Annotated in this window: 16 protein-coding genes and 1 pseudogene; 10 read left to right on the top strand and 7 right to left on the bottom strand. The window is 66.3% G+C overall.

Annotated features, from left to right (window positions below; translation table 11 throughout):
• Nucleotides 1–63: 63 nt before the first annotated feature.
• On the top strand, nucleotides 64–444 hold the full coding sequence (locus LMF57_RS11375; protein WP_025878561.1) for a VOC family protein: 381 nt from the start codon (nucleotides 64–66) through the stop codon (nucleotides 442–444).
• 201 nt (nucleotides 445–645) lie between these two features.
• The gene (betT, locus tag LMF57_RS11370; protein WP_208083134.1) at nucleotides 646–2,625 is read left to right on the top strand and encodes a choline BCCT transporter BetT; all 1,980 of its coding nucleotides are present in this window, start codon (nucleotides 646–648) and stop codon (nucleotides 2,623–2,625) included.
• A gap of 112 nt (nucleotides 2,626–2,737) precedes the next feature.
• Here the strand turns inward: betT and LMF57_RS11365 are convergent, their stop codons facing one another.
• A complete protein-coding gene (locus LMF57_RS11365) occupies nucleotides 2,738–3,715 on the bottom strand; it encodes a zinc-binding dehydrogenase (RefSeq protein ID WP_208081514.1) in 978 nt (325 codons plus the stop codon).
• Nucleotides 3,716–4,197: 482 nt separating this feature from the next.
• Here LMF57_RS11365 and LMF57_RS11360 point away from each other — a divergent pair, with 482 nt between their 5' ends.
• From LMF57_RS11360 to LMF57_RS11345, 4 genes are all read left to right on the top strand, one after another.
• Entirely contained in the window at nucleotides 4,198–6,525 is a 2,328-nt protein-coding gene (locus LMF57_RS11360) for a ribonucleoside-diphosphate reductase subunit alpha (protein ID WP_223482692.1), read from the top strand.
• A 74-nt stretch (nucleotides 6,526–6,599) separates the two neighbouring features.
• The gene (locus LMF57_RS11355) at nucleotides 6,600–7,640 is read left to right on the top strand and encodes a ribonucleotide-diphosphate reductase subunit beta (protein WP_025878567.1); all 1,041 of its coding nucleotides are present in this window, start codon (nucleotides 6,600–6,602) and stop codon (nucleotides 7,638–7,640) included.
• Nucleotides 7,641–7,653: 13 nt separating this feature from the next.
• Nucleotides 7,654–8,133, top strand: a complete 480-nt coding sequence (locus LMF57_RS11350; protein ID WP_046987068.1) for a flavodoxin — start codon at nucleotides 7,654–7,656, stop codon at nucleotides 8,131–8,133.
• Nucleotides 8,105–8,431: a thioredoxin family protein gene (locus tag LMF57_RS11345; RefSeq protein ID WP_032975313.1), complete on the top strand. Its 327-nt coding sequence runs from the start codon at nucleotides 8,105–8,107 to the stop codon at nucleotides 8,429–8,431. Before LMF57_RS11350 ends, LMF57_RS11345 begins: the two co-directional genes overlap by 29 nt.
• A gap of 92 nt (nucleotides 8,432–8,523) precedes the next feature.
• Here LMF57_RS11345 and LMF57_RS11340 read toward each other — a convergent pair whose 3' ends face one another.
• The gene (locus tag LMF57_RS11340) at nucleotides 8,524–9,855 is read right to left on the bottom strand and encodes an Nramp family divalent metal transporter (protein WP_025878570.1); all 1,332 of its coding nucleotides are present in this window, start codon (nucleotides 9,853–9,855) and stop codon (nucleotides 8,524–8,526) included.
• A gap of 117 nt (nucleotides 9,856–9,972) precedes the next feature.
• Here LMF57_RS11340 and mntR point away from each other — a divergent pair, with 117 nt between their 5' ends.
• Together mntR and LMF57_RS11330 are read left to right on the top strand one after the other, a co-directional pair.
• A complete protein-coding gene (gene mntR / locus LMF57_RS11335) occupies nucleotides 9,973–10,449 on the top strand; it encodes a manganese-binding transcriptional regulator MntR (protein WP_025878571.1) in 477 nt (158 codons plus the stop codon).
• A 79-nt stretch (nucleotides 10,450–10,528) separates the two neighbouring features.
• Nucleotides 10,529–10,633 (top strand): annotated as a pseudogene (locus tag LMF57_RS11330) (transcriptional regulator MntR); the annotation flags it as partial.
• A gap of 126 nt (nucleotides 10,634–10,759) precedes the next feature.
• Here LMF57_RS11330 and fabR read toward each other — a convergent pair.
• The gene (gene fabR / locus LMF57_RS11325) at nucleotides 10,760–11,416 is read right to left on the bottom strand and encodes an HTH-type transcriptional repressor FabR (protein ID WP_025878574.1); all 657 of its coding nucleotides are present in this window, start codon (nucleotides 11,414–11,416) and stop codon (nucleotides 10,760–10,762) included.
• Between the two features lie 92 nt (nucleotides 11,417–11,508).
• On the opposite strand from fabR, the gene LMF57_RS11320 reads away from it, so the two are divergent.
• Both LMF57_RS11320 and LMF57_RS11315 read left to right on the top strand, forming a co-directional pair.
• Nucleotides 11,509–12,579, top strand: coding sequence for a ferredoxin reductase (locus LMF57_RS11320; protein WP_229289860.1), 1,071 nt, complete (start codon nucleotides 11,509–11,511; stop codon nucleotides 12,577–12,579).
• A 13-nt stretch (nucleotides 12,580–12,592) separates the two neighbouring features.
• Entirely contained in the window at nucleotides 12,593–13,741 is a 1,149-nt protein-coding gene (locus LMF57_RS11315; RefSeq protein WP_025878576.1) for an acyl-CoA desaturase, read from the top strand.
• A gap of 4 nt (nucleotides 13,742–13,745) precedes the next feature.
• On the opposite strand, the gene LMF57_RS11310 is transcribed toward LMF57_RS11315, so the two are convergent.
• The 4 genes from LMF57_RS11310 to LMF57_RS11295 all read right to left on the bottom strand — a co-directional run bounded on the left by LMF57_RS11310 (nucleotide 13,746) and on the right by LMF57_RS11295 (nucleotide 17,126).
• Nucleotides 13,746–14,084 (bottom strand): tetratricopeptide repeat protein, encoded by a 339-nt coding sequence (locus tag LMF57_RS11310; RefSeq protein WP_033831318.1) that lies wholly within the window; start codon nucleotides 14,082–14,084, stop codon nucleotides 13,746–13,748.
• On the bottom strand, nucleotides 14,084–14,659 hold the full coding sequence (locus LMF57_RS11305; protein ID WP_208081512.1) for a flavin reductase family protein: 576 nt from the start codon (nucleotides 14,657–14,659) through the stop codon (nucleotides 14,084–14,086). Before LMF57_RS11305 ends, LMF57_RS11310 begins: the two co-directional genes overlap by 1 nt.
• Nucleotides 14,656–15,285, bottom strand: coding sequence for a superoxide dismutase (locus LMF57_RS11300; RefSeq protein ID WP_208081511.1), 630 nt, complete (start codon nucleotides 15,283–15,285; stop codon nucleotides 14,656–14,658). The genes LMF57_RS11305 and LMF57_RS11300 overlap by 4 nt, the downstream gene beginning before the upstream one ends.
• 317 nt (nucleotides 15,286–15,602) lie before the next feature.
• Entirely contained in the window at nucleotides 15,603–17,126 is a 1,524-nt protein-coding gene (locus LMF57_RS11295) for a thioredoxin family protein (protein ID WP_208081499.1), read from the bottom strand.
• Nucleotides 17,127–17,186 lie beyond the last annotated feature (60 nt).

Genomic DNA, 17,186 nt, shown 5'->3' with positions numbered 1-17,186 from the left:
GGCTTGATTGCGGCGATCAGTGAGGTGGCCGACACTTGGGCTTTCCCGCAACGGAGTGCCCGCATGTTCAGTCACGTCACTGTCGGAACCAACGACATGGCGGCTTCCCGCCGCTTCTACGATGCCTTGTTCACTGCCATCGGCGGTCGCGCAGGCGTGTTCGATGACGAGGGCAAGCTGGTCTATATCAAGGATGGACGGATGTTCATGGTCATCCCGCCCATCGATGGCGAGGCGGCGTGCCATGCCAACGGCGGCACCATCGGCTTTGCGCTGGCAGACCCGCAGGCGGTGCATGCCTGGCAGGAAGCGGGGGTCGCCCACGGCGGTACCGCGGTGGAAGACCCGGCCGGCGTGCGGCACAAGGCCGGGCGCCAGTTGTACCTGGCCTACCTGCGTGATCCCGACGGCAACAAGCTGTGCGCCGTGCATGTGATGGGGTGAATCGTCGGTGCCGGACGCGGCGTGTCGTAATCGGACCAAAGTGACAACGCCGCCCGGCACGCCCGCCGGTCTGCAGGCGCGCGCGTAGCACGGAACACCGGCCGTTCAAGCCTGCGCGGTGCCACGACTTCATCCTGTGTCCACTGCGATTCAGCCAGAATCGGTCGGCTTACTCTTTGATCGATCCGGAGATGGCTGCCCATGGAAGCACTGGAGCCTCAACATCAGCCGGTGCGAACCCTGCGGCCCGTCTTCGCCTTCGCGGCGATCGTTGTCGTTGCCTTCGCACTGTTCGTCAGCCTGTATCCGATCGGCGCCGGTCGCCTGCTGGTCAAGGCGCAGGACTGGGCCGCGCTCAACGTCGGCTGGTACTACCTGCTGGCGATGACCCTGTACCTGGTGTTCGTGGTCGGCGTGGCGTTGTCCAAGTACGGCGGCATCAAGCTCGGTGCCGACCATGACGAACCGGAGTTCAGCTACCTCTCCTGGGCCGGCATGCTGTTCGCTGCAGGCATCAGCATAACCCTGTTCTTCTTCTGCGTTTCCGAACCACTGACCCACTACCTGCAGCCGCCACAGGGTGATGGCGCAGCGGGCGAGGCCGGTGCGCGCCAGGCAATGCAGCTGCTGTTCCTGCACTGGGGCCTGCATGGCTGGGGCGTATTCGCGCTGGCGGCGATGGCGATGGCCTACTTCGCCTACCGGCACAACCTGCCACTGGCGCTGCGCTCGGCGCTGTATCCATTGATCGGCAAGCGCATCAATGGCCCCATCGGCTACACCGTCGATGCCCTGGGCATTGTTGCCACCGTGTTCGGCATCGGTGCGGACATGGGCTTCGGCGTGCTGCACCTCAACGCTGGGCTGTCGCACCTGTTCAACGTGCCGCACTCGAACATGGTGCAGATCCTGCTGGTGGTGGCGATGATGGGCGCGGCGGTCGCGGTGGCCGTGTCCGGCGTGGAGAAGGGCGTGCGCTGGATGGCCAACATCAACATGCTGCTGGCGATTGCGCTGGTGCTGTTCATGCTGTGCGCCGGCCCCACCCAGTACCTGCTCAGCACGCTGATGCAGAACCTGGGCGACTACCTGGGCAGCGTGGTGGGCAAGAGTTTCGACGTATACGCCTATGGCGGCCGGCCGGAATGGCTGGGCGGCTGGACGGTGTTCTACTGGGCCTGGTGGATCGGCTGGGCGCCGTTCGTCGGCCTGTTCATTGCGCGCATCTCGCGCGGCCGCACCATCCGCGAGTTCGTGTTCGGCGTATTGCTGATCCCGCTCGGCTTCACCCTGGCGTGGCTGTCGATCTTCGGCAACAGCGCGCTGGACCAGGTGCTGCACCATGGCCAGCAGCAGTTGGCGCAGCTGGCGGTGGACGACCCACCGACGGTGCTGTATGCGTTGCTGGATGGCTACCCGTGGAGCAAGGTGGTGATCGGGGTGACCGTGCTGGTCAGCTTCATCTTCTTCGTGACGTCGGCCGATTCCGGGGCGGTGGTGCTGTCCACGCTGTCCTCGCATGGTGGTGCGCCGGAGGACGATGGCCCGCGCTGGCTGCGCGTGTTCTGGGGCACGGTGATCGCGGTGCTGACCGCCGGCCTGCTGCTGGCCGGCAGCATCGATGCGCTGAAATCAGCGGTGGTGCTGGCCTCGTTGCCGTTCTCGGCGGTGCTGCTGTTGATGATGTGGGGCCTGACCCGCGCCTTCAGTGACGAGTCGCACCGCAAGCGCGCGCAGCAGTTCAGGCCATCGCCGCTGATCGGCGATGACCGCCACCACCAGGGCTGGCGCCAGCGCCTGACCCAGGCCATGCACTTCCCGGTACGCGACCAGGTGTACCGCTTCATGGATGACACGGTGAAGCCGGCGATGGAGGCGGTGGCCGAGCAGCTGCGCGAGCAGGGCTGGGACGTGCAGACGCGGTTCGAAGCGGGCGACATGGAGTTGTCGGTCAACCACGGCGAGCAGCAGGACTTCCAGTATCGGGTGATCCTCAGTGGCTACCTGACCCCGTCCTTTGCCGCGCAGCAATTGCGCAACCAGCGCTACTACCGCGCCGAAGTGCATCTGTACGAGGGTAGCCAGGACTACGACCTGGTCGGCTACAGCCGCAAGCAGATCATCAACGACATCATCAGCCAGTACGAACGGCACCTGCAGTTCCTGCACTTGAGCCGTTGATGCAGCCACGCCGGGCATGGCCCTTGTCTTTGGAGGGTGCGGACCGTTGGTCCGCACCCACCTGCACGGTCAGAGCCCTTCCCTTTCGGAAAGGGATCCGACCCCGTTGGCATCACGCGCGCAGCAGCACCTTGCCATTGCGGCCCGAACCGGCGCCGGCTTCTGCCGCCTGGGCAATGTCGTCCAATGCGAAGATCTGCTCCACCGGCAGGGTGAGTTCACCCCCGGCCGCACGCTTCAGCAGTTCACCCACCAACCGCCGCTTGTCTTCCACCGCCATTGCCTGGCTGACCTTGCTGCCCCAAAAGCCCTTCACCGTGGCTTCCTTGTAGATCAGGCCACCGGCGGGAATGCGCATCGGTTCGCCGCTCATCACACCGAAAGAGACCAGGGTGCCGTGGTGGCCGAGCAGGTCGACTAGGTCGCCGCTGGCATCGCCACCGATGGAGTCGACTGCAGCAGCGGCCTGCGCTTCGCCGGTGGCTTCGCGCACGCGGTCCTTCCAGCCGTCCACCGAGGTATCGAACACGTGATCGACGCCCAGTGTCTGCAGTTGCGCCACGGCCTCGGCATTGCGCACCAGGTTGGCCACGTGCACGCCGCGCGCCTTTGCGAGCATCGCCAGCGATTTGCCGACGGCACCGTTGGCGGTGTTCTGCACGATCCACTGGCCCGGCTCGACGTGCAGGAATTCCAGCAGCATCAACGCGCTCAGCGGCATGGCGATCAGCTGTGCGGCCGTTTCATCGGCGATCGCGTCCGGCATCGGGATCACCATCCGCGCCGGTGCGATGAACGCTTCGGCCCAGGTGCCGTGCACCGAGGCGGCGGCAACCCGCTGGCCGATCTGCAGGCCGTCGACGCCTTCGCCGAGCGCATCGACCACGCCCAGTGCTTCGCTGCCGCCGATCGCCGGCAGCGTCGGCTTGTAGCCATACAGGCCACGCACGGTCAGCAGATCGTGGTTGTGGATCGAGGCCAGCATGGTGCGGATGCGTACTTCGCCGGGACCGGGTTCGGGCAGGGGGGCATCGGCAACGGCGAGGACCTGGGCTGGATCGCCGAAGGAGGGGTACAAGGCAGCGCGCATGGGCGGTGTTCCAATGAAAGTTGACGTTGTACCGAACTGGGGATGCGCCCGGCGTCGACAAGGCCGCGCACGTGCAACACGGCATCCTGCGACCGATGGTCGCGTTGGCGCGCGATCACCGCATCTTGTGTTGACGTCTCGGAATATCCCCACTATGTTGTGGCTGTCACTCCCGGTCAGCCGCCGCCGCCGGACATGCAGCAAACGTCCCGCGGCCCGCCCCTGAAGGCTTGCCGTGTCGACGCGGCCGCCACCGTGCGGACGCAGGTCGCCCCCACGGCCCGGATACCGGCCGCAGGCGCAGGCAGATGCCGACGACCTGTGTTCCCGCCCCTTGGCACTTCACCCGTTCGCCCCGTGCGCCGGTATCGCGTGCAGGGCCGCCATGGCATCGGGCGCCGACGCGCGCACGAGCCTGGAGTTCCACCACCATGACCGACAGTACCTTCCGCGTGGCCGACCTGGCCGGCGCCGGCGACGCCATGCGCGCCAGCGGCGAGCGCGTGCCGACCTGGATCACCAAGGAAGCCGGCAATCGTCGCCTGCCGTTCGATGCGGCGCGCCTGCTGCGCAGCATCGATACCATCCACGCCGAGCTGCCGCAGCTGGATGTGGCCGACTATCGCCGCGTGGTGCTGGCGATGGTCGAACGCAAGCCCAGCATCAGTGCCGATGATCTGGTGGACCTGCTGATCCGCGAAGCGGAATCACGCGTCGACCTTGTCGCGCCGCAGTGGGAACAGTTCGCTGCACGCCTGTACCTGCGCCGGCTTTACAAGCGCGCCAGCCGCAACCGCTTCTACGATGTCAGCCTGAAGTACGGTTCCTACGTGGGCCTGCAGGAAAGCCTGGCCGACCGCGGCATCTACAGCAACGACATCCTGCGCTGCTATTCGAAGGAAGAGCTGCAGCAGGCCGGCGAGATGATCGACCCCGAGCGCGATCGTCTGTTCGCCTACAACGGGCTGTACCTGCTGGCCACGCGCTATCTGGCTACCGATCGCAGCCGCGAGGTGTATGAGCTGCCGCAGGAACGTTGGCTGACCATTGCCCTGTACCTGATGCAGAACGAGGGCGGGGCTGGTGAGAGCGGCCGCGTGCGCCGCATGCAGCTGGTGGGCGAGGCGTACTGGGCGTTGTCCAACCTGTACATGACCGTGGCCACGCCGACGCTGGCCAATGCCGGCAAGGTCGGCGGCCAGCTGTCGAGCTGCTTCATCGACACGGTGGACGACAGCCTGCAGGGCATCTATGACTCCAACACCGATATCGCCCGCGTGTCCAAGCACGGTGGTGGTGTGGGTGCGTACCTGGGGTACGTGCGCAGCAGTGGCGCGCCGATCCGCGGCGTGCCCAACTCGTCCGGCGGCGTGGTGCCGTGGATCAAGCAGCTCAACAACACGGCGGTGTCGGTCGACCAGCTCGGCCAGCGCAAGGGTGCAGTGGCGGTGTACCTGGACATCTGGCACCGCGACATCGAGGCGTTCATGGACCTGCGCCTGAACAACGGCGACCAGCGCCTGCGTGCGCATGATGTGTTCACCGCCATCTGCGTGCCGGACCTGTTCATGGAGGCCGTCGAGCGCCGTGCCGACTGGTACCTGTTCGATCCGCACGAGGTGAAGCAGGCCAAGGGCTGGTACCTGCAGGATTTCTACGACGAGAAGCGAGGGCAGGGCAGCTTCCGCGACCGCTACGCCGAGCTGGTGGCCGACGAGCGCATCAGCCGTCGCACGGTGAAGGCGATCGACCTGTTCAAGCGGATCATGCTCAGCCAGCTGGAAACCGGCAACCCGTTCCTGTTCTACCGCGACGAAGTGAACCGGAAGAACCCGAACAAGCATGCGGGCATGGTCTATTCCAGCAACCTGTGCACCGAGATCCTGCAGAACATGAGCCCGACGCGGATGATCCAGGAGATCGTCAGCGGCGACCAGATCGTCACTACCCGCCGCGCGGGCGACTTCGTGGTCTGCAACCTGTCGTCGATCAACCTCGGCCGTGCCATCACCGCCCCCGAGGATCTGCTGGCCAAGGATGTGCTGGAACGGTTGATTCCGATCCAGGTGCGCATGCTCGACAACGTGATCGATCTCAATGCGCTGCCGGTGCCGCAGGCCACCATCACCAACCGCAAGTACCGCGCCATAGGCCTGGGCACGTTCGGCTGGCACCACCTGCTGGCACAGCAGGCGATCCATTGGGAATCGCCCGAGGCCGAGGAACTGTCCGATCGCCTGTTCGAGCGCATCAACTTCCTGACCATCCAGGCCAGCGCGCAGCTGGCCAAGGAGAAGGGCAGCTATCCGATGTTCGCCGGCAGCGACTGGCACAACGGCAACTATTTCCGTGACCGCGATTACAGTGGCGCGGCCTGGGACAGTCTTGCGCGCGAGGTGGCGACCAACGGCCTGCGCAATGGCTGGCTGCTGGCGGTGGCGCCGAACATGAGCACCGCGCAGATCGCCGGCTCCACCGCGTCGATCGATCCGATCTACAGCGCGTTCTACTACGAGGAAAAGAAGGACTTCCGACGACCGGTGGCCGCGCCTGGCCTGTCGCTGGACACCTGGCCGTACTACGAGAAGGGTGCCTACAAGGTCGACCAGTTCGCCAGCGTGCGGCAGAACGCACGCCGCCAGCGCCATGTGGACCAGTCGATCAGCTTCAACCTGTACGTACCGAGCACGATCCGCGCCAGCACCCTGCTGGAGCTGCACCTGAGCGCCTGGCGGGAAGGGTTGAAGACCACCTACTACGTGCGCTCCAACGACATCGACATCAGCGAATGCGAGTGGTGCTCGAGCTGACCAGCCCGACCCCTCGGTGGTAGTGCCGGCCGCTGGCCGGCAACCCGTCAGCAGCAGAACGAAGGCAGAAGACCATGGCAACACCCCTGGACCGCATCAAGATCCTCGAACCGCGCCACCCCAACCGCAGCACCGGCATCATCAACGGCCGCACCAGCGGCATCCTGAACTGGAACGACATTCCGTACCCGTCGTTCTATCGCGCCTACAAGGAGCTGTCGACCAACTTCTGGATCCCCGACGAAGTGGACATGAAGGTGGATGCACGCCAGTACGGCGAGCTCAACGCGCGCGAGAAGAACGCCTACGATTCCATCATCGGCCTGCTGGCCACGCTGGATTCGCCGCAGACGCGCTTCATCTACAACGTCGCCGAGTACATCACCGATCCGGCCGCGCACGCCAACGCGGCGATCATCGGCCAGCAGGAGGTGATCCACAACGAGAGCTACAGCTACGTGCTGGCCTCGATCACCGACCTGCCCAACCAGAACCGCATCTTCGAGATCGCCCGCACCCATCCCACCATCATCAAGCGCAACGCGCCGATCATGGGGGCCTATGACGATTTCATGCGCGAGAAGACTGCCGAAACCCTGCTGAAGTCGTTGATCCAGTCCTCGATCCTGGAAGGCATCAACTTCTATTCCGGCTTCGCGTACTTCTACAACATGGTGCGGCAGAACCGCATGAACGGCACCGGCAAGATCATCAGCTTCATCAACCGTGATGAGCTGGCCCACACCAAGTTCATCAGCGAGCTGATCCGCGCCATCATCGGCGAGAACCCGGAACTGCAGACCAACGAGCTGACCGCCTACGTGCACCAGTCGTTCGAACACGCCATTGAACTGGAAACCCAGTGGTCGGCGGAGGTGCTCGATGGCATCGATGGCATCGACGTGGACGAGATGGTGCGCTACGTGAAGTACCGCGCCAACAAGATGGCCGGCATGCTCGGCATCGAGCGCCTGTACAGCGACACCACCGACAACGTGATGCCGTGGATCAAGGCCTACGCCGACAACTTCACCGAGACCAAGACCGACTTCTTCGAGATGCGCAATGCAAGCTACAAGAAGACCAACGTCGACAACGGCTTCGACGACCTCTGAGCGCGGCCCGGCGCTGCGCATCCTGATCGTGGTGGCGTCGCTCAGCGGCAACACCCGTGAGCTCGGCCGCCACATCGCCGCGCGTTGCCGGGCCGCAGGCCACGCCGTGCACTGGCAGGAGGCCGACGACCTGCGCCAGGGCCCGCCGCTGCCGGTGGACGAGGCCGACCTGGTGCTGCTGGGCTGCTGGACCGACAACGCCGGGCGCACGCCATCGGAGATGAAGGCCTGGGTGGCAGGCATCGCCGAGCGCGGCCAGCGGCCGCGGCAGGTGGCGGTGTTCGGCACCGGTGAAACGCAGTGGGGGCAGGAGTATTACTGCGGTGCAGTGCACCGGCTGATCCGCTATTTCCACAGTGGCTACCCGCCGCTGGAGATCGAACAGATGCCACATGGTCGGCGGCATGCCGCGGCCATCGATACCTGGACCGATGCGGTCCTGGATCACTACTGGAGTACCACCGATGCAGATCATCGACGCCACCACGCCTGAGCAGTTCCAGCAGTTGCTGGCCGACCATCCACGCGTGCTGGTGGACTTCCACAAGGACCAGTGCCCGGGCTGCCGGATGCTGGACATGTCGCTGCAGCGGGTGGCCAGCGGCACTGCAGGGCAGGGCACGACCCTGCTGCGGGTGCAGCTGGAGGTGGTGGGCGAGGCGTTCTTCCGCGAGCTGGGCCTGCGGCAGACCCCTACGTTGTCGCTGTTCCTGGACGGTGACGAGCGCATGCGCATGCCGGGTTTCCAGTCGCCGCAGCAGATCGAAGCGGCCATCGCGGAGTTCCTGTAGCGCCGTAATGCCAAATCCAGGCATGGCGTGGATCTACTGCAGGTCGCCAGCGGTAGCGCCGGGCCATGCCCGGCGGATTCCCACCGCGCGGATCAACCGGCTGCGAACGTATCCACCAGCAGCTTCACGTTCAGCACCACGATCACCAGCGCGATCACCCACGCAATGCCGCCCAGCCAGCGCGGTGCCACCAGCGCGCCCATCGTCACCTTGTCGGTCACGATGCGTACCAGCGGGATGATCGCGAAGGGCAGCTGCATGGACAGCACCACCTGGCTCAGGACCAGCAGCTTCACCGCGCCCTGGTCGCCGAACAGCATGATGACCACCACCACCGGAATGATCGCCAGCGCGCGGGTGATCAGCCGCCGCAGCCACGGCGGCAGGCGCAGGCGCAGGAACCCTTCCATCACGATCTGCCCGGCCAGTGTCGCGGTCACCGTGGAGTTCAGGCCGGAGGCGAGCAGTGCCACTGCGAACAATGTCGAGGCCAGGCCGACGCCCAGCATCGGTGCCAGCAACTGGTGCGCCTGCTCGATGTCTTCCACGTCGAAGCGGCCGTTGGCATGGAATACCGCCGCCGCCAGGATCAGGATGCTGGCGTTGATGAACAACGCCAGGGTCAAGGCAAAGGTGCTGTCGGTCACCGCCCAGCGCAGCGCGCTGCGACGGCCTTCATCGGTGCGTGGATAGGCACGGGTCTGCACGATGGAAGAATGCAGGTACAGGTTGTGCGGCATCACCGTGGCACCGATGATGCCGATGGCGATGTACAGCGCGTGCGGATCAGTGACCACCTGCGCGCGCGGAATGAAACCGCCCAGCACCTGCATCACCGGCGGCGCGGCCAGCGCGATCTGCACCATGAAGCAGCCGAAGATCACCAGCAGCAGTGCGATCACGAAGGCTTCCAGCGCGCGGAAACCGCGGTTCATCAACAGCAGCACCAGCAGCGTGTCCAGCGCGGTGATCACCGCGCCCCACAGCAGCGGCAGATCGAACAACAGTTTCAGCGCGATGGCCGTGCCGATCACTTCGGCCAGGTCGCAGGCGATGATCGCCGCTTCGCACAACGCCCACAGCGCCAGGTTCACCGGCTTGGGGTAGCGCGCACGGCAGGCCTGCGCCAGGTCCATGCCGGTGGCGATGCCCAGCCGTGCCGACAGCGCCTGCAGGATCACCGCCATCAGGTTGGAGATCAGGATGACCGACAGCAGCAGATAGCCGAAGCGTGAGCCACCTGCGAGATCGGTCGCCCAGTTGCCCGGATCCATGTAACCCACCGACACCATGTAGCCGGGGCCCAGGAAGGCCAGCAGCCGGAACCACCAGTGGCCCTTTTCGGGTACGGCGATCGACGCGTTGAGCGCACCCAGGCTGGCCGCGGTGGAGGCCGGAGAGTCGGTGGGCGCGACAGTGTTCATGGCCGCCAATATAGCCACTGCTATATCGCATAGCAATATGAAACAATCGTCTTTACTGCGTCACTGGTCCAGAATTCAGGTTCGCACCCGGATGACAACTGCAGGACAGGCACACGCGTGGGCAAGACGGACGATTCGACATCGCTGAAAAGCACCCCCTTGATCGAGGCCGAGCGCCAGGTCGAGAGCTTCCGGCAAGTGCGCGAAGCACACCGGATGGAGCTGGTGGAGGATTATGTCGAGCTGATCTCCGACCTGCTGGCCGACGGCGGCGAGGCCCGCCAGGTCGACATCGCCACCCGCCTCGGTGTGGCCCAGCCGACCGTGGCGAAGATGCTGCGCCGGCTGGCCCGCGATGGCTGGGTGGTGCAGCGCCCGTACCGCGGCGTGTTCCTGACCCCGGAGGGCGAGGCGCTGGCCCATGCCAGCCGCCAGCGCCACCAGACCGTGGAGCGCTTCCTGCTGGCGCTGGGCGTGGACCCGGATACCGCGCGACGTGATGCCGAGGGCATCGAGCACCACGTCAGCGAACAGACGCTGGCACTGTTCGACGCATTCGTGCGCAAGGCCGAGGGCGGTTCCGCCGAACGGTAGCGCCGGGCCATGCCCGGCGGAGGCGTTGCCGTCTCACGCATTTCGCCGGGCATGGCCCGGCGCTACCAGGGTTGAACGCCTGGCGCTGGGCGTGGACCCGGATACCGCGCGACGTGATGCCGAGGGCATCGAGCACCACGTCAGCGAACAGACACTGGCACTGTTCGGCGCATTCGTGCGCAAGTGCCGAGGGCGGCTGAACCAGGTTTGCTGGGGAGACCAGCCAGGCGCGGCCTGGCTCTACGTTACAGCTGACTCGACATTACACGGTGCGCACACAACTGTGCCGGTGGTCATGCACCGGAAGCGGTCAGCCGCGGCGGAAGGCGGCGGGAGTGCGCGCGCCGACGATGATCATGCGGATCATCGTGGAGATCTGTTCGACCAGTTCCGGATCGTTCTCAGGGGGCTGGTCCATGGCCGAAGCGCCCATCGCAAACACCAGCCGGGTGATCGCCATCGACACCAGTTCCGGCTTGTACAGCACCGCGCCATCCAGTGCGGCCAGGCGCACCAGGTCATGCTGCAGTTCTTCTTCGAAGTAGTGCAGTTCGCGTTCGACTGCGTGCTTGAAATCGTCCGAGCCGACCGCGCCTTCGCGCAGCAGTACGTGCAGCAGCTTGTCGTCGGCACGCAGCTGTTCCATGAAGGTTTCCACCGACACGCGTACCACGCTGGTGGCGCTGGACGTAGCGCGCTGGCGGGCTTCGCCGATGATGGTGCGCAGCGAGCGCCCAGCCACGTCGATCAAGGCGACGGCCAGTTCGTCCATGTCGCGGAACTGGCGGTAGAAGCTGTTGGGTGCGATGCCCGCCTCGCGTGCGACTTCGCGCAGGCTGAGGGTGGAGAGGCTGCGATGCGGGCCGATCAGTTTCAACGCGGCGGCCAGCAGATCTTCGCGGCTCACCGTACGGCGGGCCGGGCTGCTGGCATCTTCAGGCGGAGACAGAACGGTGGCGGCGGCCATGGTACTTCCGGAGGGGCAAGGCTGAATCATACCCAATCCGGTGCAATATACACATGTATACACAGCTGTGTGTGCGGCCGTATAGTGCATCCATGAGCGCTGTCGTCCGTCCTTCCCTGTTTTCCCCGTACCGCTGGCTGTCGCCGTCGCTGTTCGACTTCTGGGCGGGCCAGCTGAATCCGTTGTGGACCCTGCGTGAGCCGATGGCCCGCCTGGTACGGCGCGAGCCGGCCGGCGAGGGCGCCGCTACGCTGGTCCTGCGCTGCAACCGGCACTGGGCCGGGATGCGCGCCGGCCAGCACGTCACCTTGGGCGTCGAGCTTGAGGGGCGTGTATTGCGCCGCAGCTACAGCCCGACCCGCCTGGGCCGTCGTGAGCTGGCCATTACCGTCAAGGCGGTGGAAGGCGGCAAGGTCAGCCAGCATCTGGTCGCGCATGCCAAGCCGGGCGACCTGTTCCGGCTGGATGCGGCCTTCGGTGATTTCCACATGCCCGCCGCAGCGCCGGTGCTTCTACTGGCCGCCGGCAGCGGCATCACACCCATGCGCAGCCTGCTGCGCGACGCCTGCCAGCGCCCGCTGGCTGCGCCCGTCGACCTGTTCTACTGGGAGCGCAGCGCCGCAGCGTTCCAGTTCCGTGATGAGTTGCAGGCGCTGGCCGCAGCGGACCCGAACCTGCGCGTGCATCTGCTGACCACCCGCGAAGGCGAGGTGCCGGCCGCGCGCATCGACAGCCACACGTTGGCCGTTGCCGGTGACGACACCCCGCTGGCGCAACGCCATGTGCTGGCCTGTGGCCCGGATGGCTTCGTTGCCGCTGCGCGCACGCGGCTGGCGCAGCAGGTGGCCGGATTCCAGGCTGAAGCCTTTACGCCGCCTGCGGCACTCAGTGATGCCGACAGCCTGGGTGAGGTCGCCTTGACCCTGGCCCGCAGCGGCCGGCGGCTGATCGTGCCGCGTGGCCGCTCGCTGCTGGAAAGCCTGGAGGCGCAGGGCATCGCGCCCAAGCACGGCTGCCGCATGGGCATCTGCAACAGCTGTACCTGTGAACGCGTCAGTGGCACCACCCGCCACCTGCGCACCGGCGATACCCAGTCCGAAACGGCCGTGCCGGTACGGATCTGCGTGAGCGCGCCGACCACCGACCTGACCCTGGATCTCTGAGGACTCCGCTGCCATGACCCGCGCTACCGACCGTGCCCTGAGCCCTGCCGAGATGCAGACGTTTGGTGAGGAACTCGATGCGATCCGCGACCGTGTGATCGGCAGCCTCGGCGCCTCCGACACCCGTTACATCCGCCGCGTCGCAGCGGCTGTGCGCTGGTCCGGCGTGCTCGGCCGCAGCCTGCTGTTCCTGGGCGCGTTCTCTCCGTTGTTCTGGGCGCCGCTGCTGTGGCCGGCCTGCATCGCCGGCACGCTGCTGCTGGCGCTGGCCAAGATCCTGGAAAACATGGAACTGGGCCACAACGTGATGCACGGCCAGTACGACTGGACCGGCGATCCCAAGCTCAACGGCAACACCTACGAATGGGACATCGTTGCCACCGCCGACAACTGGCGCAAGACCCATAATTTCCGCCACCACACCTACACCAACGTGCGTGGCATGGACGATGACATCGGCTATGGCCTGCTGCGCATCTTCCCGGAACAGCGCTGGAAGCCGTTCTACCTGCTGCAGCCGATCATCGCACCGATCTTCGCGCTGCTGTTCCAGTGGGGCGTGGCGGCGCAGGACCTGCGCCTTGGGCGCTGGTTCAAGGGCCGCATCAGCAGCCGTGCGATGTGGCTGCAGACCCGTCCGGTGGCCCGCAAGATGATCCGCCAGGTGCTGAAGGACTACGTGTTCTTCCCGCTGCTGGCCGGTCCGTTCTTCCTGCCGGTGATGCTGGGCAACATGGTGGCCAACGGCCTGCGCAACATCTGGACCTACGTGATCATCTTCTGCGGCCACTTCACCGCCGAATCGGAAACCTTCCCGAAGGAATGCCTGCGCAATGAATCGCGTGGCCACTGGTACCTGCGCCAGCTGCGCGGTTCGTCCAACATCAGCGGTGGTTTCGTGATCAACGTGCTGTCGGGCAACCTCAGCCACCAGATCGAGCACCACTTCTACCCGGACCTGCCGGCCAACCGCTATGCGGCCATCGCCAAGGAAGTGAAGGAAATCTGCCGGCGCTACGGCCAGCACTACAACAACGGCTCGCTGCCGCGGCAGTTCACCCAGGTGGTCTGGCGCATCCTGCGCCACGCGTTCCCGAGCAAGCCGCGCCGCCTGCCGATGCCGGACATCATGCCGGCACCGGCGTCGGCCAACGCCGGCTGAGTCTTCAGCCGGCCTTCGCCAACAGCGCAGGTGAATCGCGATCGAGCCTGCGCAGGAACACCTGCATTTCCTTGCGGGCCTGCTGGTCGCCCTTGCTGCCGGCTACGCTGAGCCCGCGCTGCCACGCTTCGCGCGCCGCCTGCGGCTGGCCACCAGCCAGCCAGGCCTTGCCCAGCAGCTTCCACGCCGCCGAATAGTCCGGGTCCAGCACCACGCAGCGGCCCAGATGGGTGGCTGCGCGCACCGGGTCGCCGGCATCCAGCCAGCTCTTGCCCAGGCCGAAGCGCAGCAGTGCGCTGTCCTTGCCGGCGGCAAGCATCCTCTCCAGCGTTTCGATGTCCATCAGCGCACCTCCAGCAGGGTTTCCACCGGTCCCGCCTGGAAGCGGCCGCGATGGAACAGCAGTGGTGCACCGCCTGCTTCCTGCACATCGACAATGCGCCCGGCCAGCAACAGGTGATCGCCGACCGGCCACTGCGCGTGGCGGGTGCAGGTGAGGTGGATCACGGCGCCGGCGATACGCGGTGGCGTGTCTTCGCCGTCGTCCAGCAAGGGCACATCGGTGAATCGATGGCGCACCTGCGGATCGGCGAACCGGCGCGCCAGGGCTTCCTGGCCGGCGCCGAGCACGCTGATCGCAAAGCGGGTGGCGCGCTGGAACGCGGACAGGCTCTGCGCATGCAGGGCGAGGTTCCACAGCACCAGTGGCGGCTGCAGCGAGATCGGCACGAACGAGTTGATGGTCAGGCCCTGCGGTTTTCCCTGTGCGTCGCGGGCGCAGACGATCGCCACGCCGGTAGGGAAATGGCCGAGCAACCGCCGCAGCGCACGCGGCGGCAGACTGACCGATGGCACCGGTGCCGGAGCGGGGAACACCCCCGCCCACGGCCCGGCGTATGCACCGGAGTCCGCGTTCATGCGGCCCTGGCCTGGCGGTAGCGCCGGCCGACCTCGGCCCAGTTGATGAGGTTGAAGAACGCGCCGATGTAGTCCGGGCGACGGTTCTGGTAATGCAGGTAGTAGGCGTGCTCCCAGACATCCAGGGCAAGGATCGGGGTGTTGCCGGAGGCGCCCACCGCCGCGCCCATCAGCGGGCTGTCCTGGTTGGCGCTGCTCTCGACCTGCAGGCGGCCCTGGTGATCGACGGTGAGCCACGCCCAGCCGCTGCCGAAACGGGTCTGCGCGGCTTTGCTGAAGGTTTCCTTGAAGGCGTCGTAGCCACCGAGGTCGCGATCGATGGCCGCGGCAAGCTCGTCATCGGCGGTGCCGCCATTGGCGCTGAGCACGGTCCAGAACAGGCTGTGGTTGGCGTGGCCGCCGCCGTTGTTGCGCACTGCACCGCGGATCGATTCGGGCAGGGCGTCGAGGTCGGCGATCAGGATTTCCACCGGCTGTGCCGGCAGGGCCGCCTGTTCCAGCGCGGCATTGAGGTTGTTGACGTAGGCCTGGTGATGCTTGCTGTGATGGATTTCCATCGTGCGCGCATCGAAGTGCGGCTCGAGGGCGTCGTAGGCATAGGGGAGGGCGGGAAGCGAGTACGGCATCGAGACAGTCTCCGTGGGGAAGGCCAGGGGTATGGCCGTGGGGAGACTGTTATCGCACCTCAACATTGGTTGAGGTCAAGCGGGGTGGTTGAAAAGAGGGCGCTGTCGGCGCGTTGACTGTCCCGGGATCGCGTGGGCGGATGGGCCCATGCAGGTCCGCCCACGCAGGACAGGTCCACGCGCCGGCGCGGAGGCGACGTCAAAGGCGACATCAGAAGCAGCAGGGTAGTGCCGGCCGCTGGCCGGCAGCGGGTGATGGTCGGGGCTGCCGGCCAGCGGCCGGCACTACCTGTATCCGTCGAATCCTGCGTCTGGCGTCAGCTCAACCATTCCCTGCAACCGCTATCAACCTGCTCACCACAGGCCGCCTGCATCCGCTGCTGCAGCCGCGCCAGCGTGTCCGCACCCTTGTGCTTGGCGCTCCACGCCTGCAGTTGCCCGGCCAGCCGTTCGAAGCGCTGGCGCGTGCGCTGGTGGTAGCCGGACGGCTGCTTGTCCAGCTCGGCGATCAAGGCCTCGGTGGCCTGCTCGATACGCGGTGCATCATCGGGCGCCAGCCGTAGCAGGCCTTCCACGTACAGCACGCCCCACTGCACGCGCGTGGCAGGGCCCTGCGCGCCTTCATAGGCACGCTTCAGCCATTCCAGGGCGCCGGCGGTATCACCACGCTGCTCGGCCAGCTCGGCCAGCTCCGGCATGTAGTAATAAGGCTGCTCGCTGCGCTTCAGCTCTGCCAGCAGCAAGGCCTCGGCGCCTGCATCATCATCGACCTGACGCAGCGCGTAGACGGCACTGCTGATGGTGGCCTGGCGCGCGTGTGCATCGGTGGCTGCGGCATCGGCGGCGGCCACGCGCTGCTTTACGCGCTGCACCAATGCTGCCGGCAGCGCGCCTTCAGGCTGCTGCTGGCGTGCCAGCGCCAACTCGGTCAACACACGTGACAAGGCATCGTCTGCGCGATCACCACGCGCGGCGTCGGCACGTTCCAGCGCGACCAGCAACTGCTGGCCGAGGGCATTGCTGCTGGCCGGACCAGCGCTGGCCTGCTTGACCAGCCCGGCGCCGGCATACCCCAGCAGTTCGCGGTTGCGACGTACCTCCGCCGGTTGTGCCAGCACCGCCTGCAACAGTTCGCGTACCTGGGTGGGCGCTGCCGTCGGCTTCTCGGCGGTAGCCAACGCGAGCAGCGCGAAGCGACGCTGCAGCCCAGGCTCGGGTGCGGCCTTGGCCAGCTGCTGCAGCACGTCCTGGGCGCTGCGCTTGCCAGCCAGGCGGTTGGCATCCACCTCCCAGCCGTAATCGCCCAACACCTGCCAGTCTTCGGCGCCGAGCGTGGCCGGCGTCGCCAGCGCGGTCGCAAGTGTTTCGGCGACAGCGCTGCGGCGGCTGGCGGCGACGGTCAGGGCCCGGGTCAGTTCGGCCGCGTCGTTGCCGCCGGCCACGCGGGTGATTTCGTTGCGCTGCGGGTCGAGCACGATCAGGGTTGGATAGCCGCGCACGCCGAAGCGTTCGCCCCATGCCTGCGCGCCTTCTTCGTCGCCGTCCAGGTAGACCGGCACGAATTTGCCGGTCAGTGCGATGAAGGCAGGATCCTTGAACAGCCCCGCCTTGAGCTGGTTGCACGGCGGGCACCACACCGCGCCCCAGTACAGCAGCACCGGCTTGCCACTCTCGGCGGCTTCGTTGAACGCATCATCCACATCGCCCTGGCGCCAGGCGATGGCGGAGGCCGGGGCGGTCGATGCCGCCTTCGCCGTCGGTACCGGCGCGGACGCGGGGGAGCAGGCGCTCAGGGCCGAGGCCAACAGCAACAGGGAAAGCGCGACGCGCATCGGCAGCATCTCGAAGGACAGGGTGGTGGGCCATTGTAGGAACGGTCGGGGTGCTGGCTGATGCAGTTT

The sequence above is a fragment of the Stenotrophomonas sp. SI-NJAU-1 genome (genome assembly GCF_020883215.1).
In the GTDB taxonomy this organism is placed as follows: Bacteria; Pseudomonadota; Gammaproteobacteria; order Xanthomonadales; family Xanthomonadaceae; genus Stenotrophomonas; species Stenotrophomonas indicatrix.
This window is presented reverse-complemented; position numbering and strand designations above follow the sequence as displayed.

Bases quoted from the DNA above. Each gene is read 5' to 3' on its own strand.
- LMF57_RS11375 (WP_025878561.1), top strand. From the start codon at position 64: ATGTTCAGTCACGTCACTGTCGGAACCAACGACATGGCGGCTTCCCGC.
- betT (WP_208083134.1), top strand. From the start codon at position 646: ATGGAAGCACTGGAGCCTCAACATCAGCCGGTGCGAACCCTGCGGCCC.
- LMF57_RS11365 (WP_208081514.1), bottom strand. From the start codon at position 3,715: ATGCGCGCTGCCTTGTACCCCTCCTTCGGCGATCCAGCCCAGGTCCTC.
- LMF57_RS11360 (WP_223482692.1), top strand. From the start codon at position 4,198: ATGCGCGCCAGCGGCGAGCGCGTGCCGACCTGGATCACCAAGGAAGCC.
- LMF57_RS11355 (WP_025878567.1), top strand. From the start codon at position 6,600: ATGGCAACACCCCTGGACCGCATCAAGATCCTCGAACCGCGCCACCCC.
- LMF57_RS11345 (WP_032975313.1), top strand. From the start codon at position 8,105: ATGCAGATCATCGACGCCACCACGCCTGAGCAGTTCCAGCAGTTGCTG.
- LMF57_RS11340 (WP_025878570.1), bottom strand. From the start codon at position 9,855: ATGAACACTGTCGCGCCCACCGACTCTCCGGCCTCCACCGCGGCCAGC.
- fabR (WP_025878574.1), bottom strand. From the start codon at position 11,416: ATGGCCGCCGCCACCGTTCTGTCTCCGCCTGAAGATGCCAGCAGCCCG.
- LMF57_RS11320 (WP_229289860.1), top strand. From the start codon at position 11,509: ATGAGCGCTGTCGTCCGTCCTTCCCTGTTTTCCCCGTACCGCTGGCTG.
- LMF57_RS11315 (WP_025878576.1), top strand. From the start codon at position 12,593: ATGACCCGCGCTACCGACCGTGCCCTGAGCCCTGCCGAGATGCAGACG.
- LMF57_RS11310 (WP_033831318.1), bottom strand. From the start codon at position 14,084: ATGGACATCGAAACGCTGGAGAGGATGCTTGCCGCCGGCAAGGACAGC.
- LMF57_RS11305 (WP_208081512.1), bottom strand. From the start codon at position 14,659: ATGAACGCGGACTCCGGTGCATACGCCGGGCCGTGGGCGGGGGTGTTC.
- LMF57_RS11300 (WP_208081511.1), bottom strand. From the start codon at position 15,285: ATGCCGTACTCGCTTCCCGCCCTCCCCTATGCCTACGACGCCCTCGAG.
- LMF57_RS11295 (WP_208081499.1), bottom strand. From the start codon at position 17,126: ATGCTGCCGATGCGCGTCGCGCTTTCCCTGTTGCTGTTGGCCTCGGCC.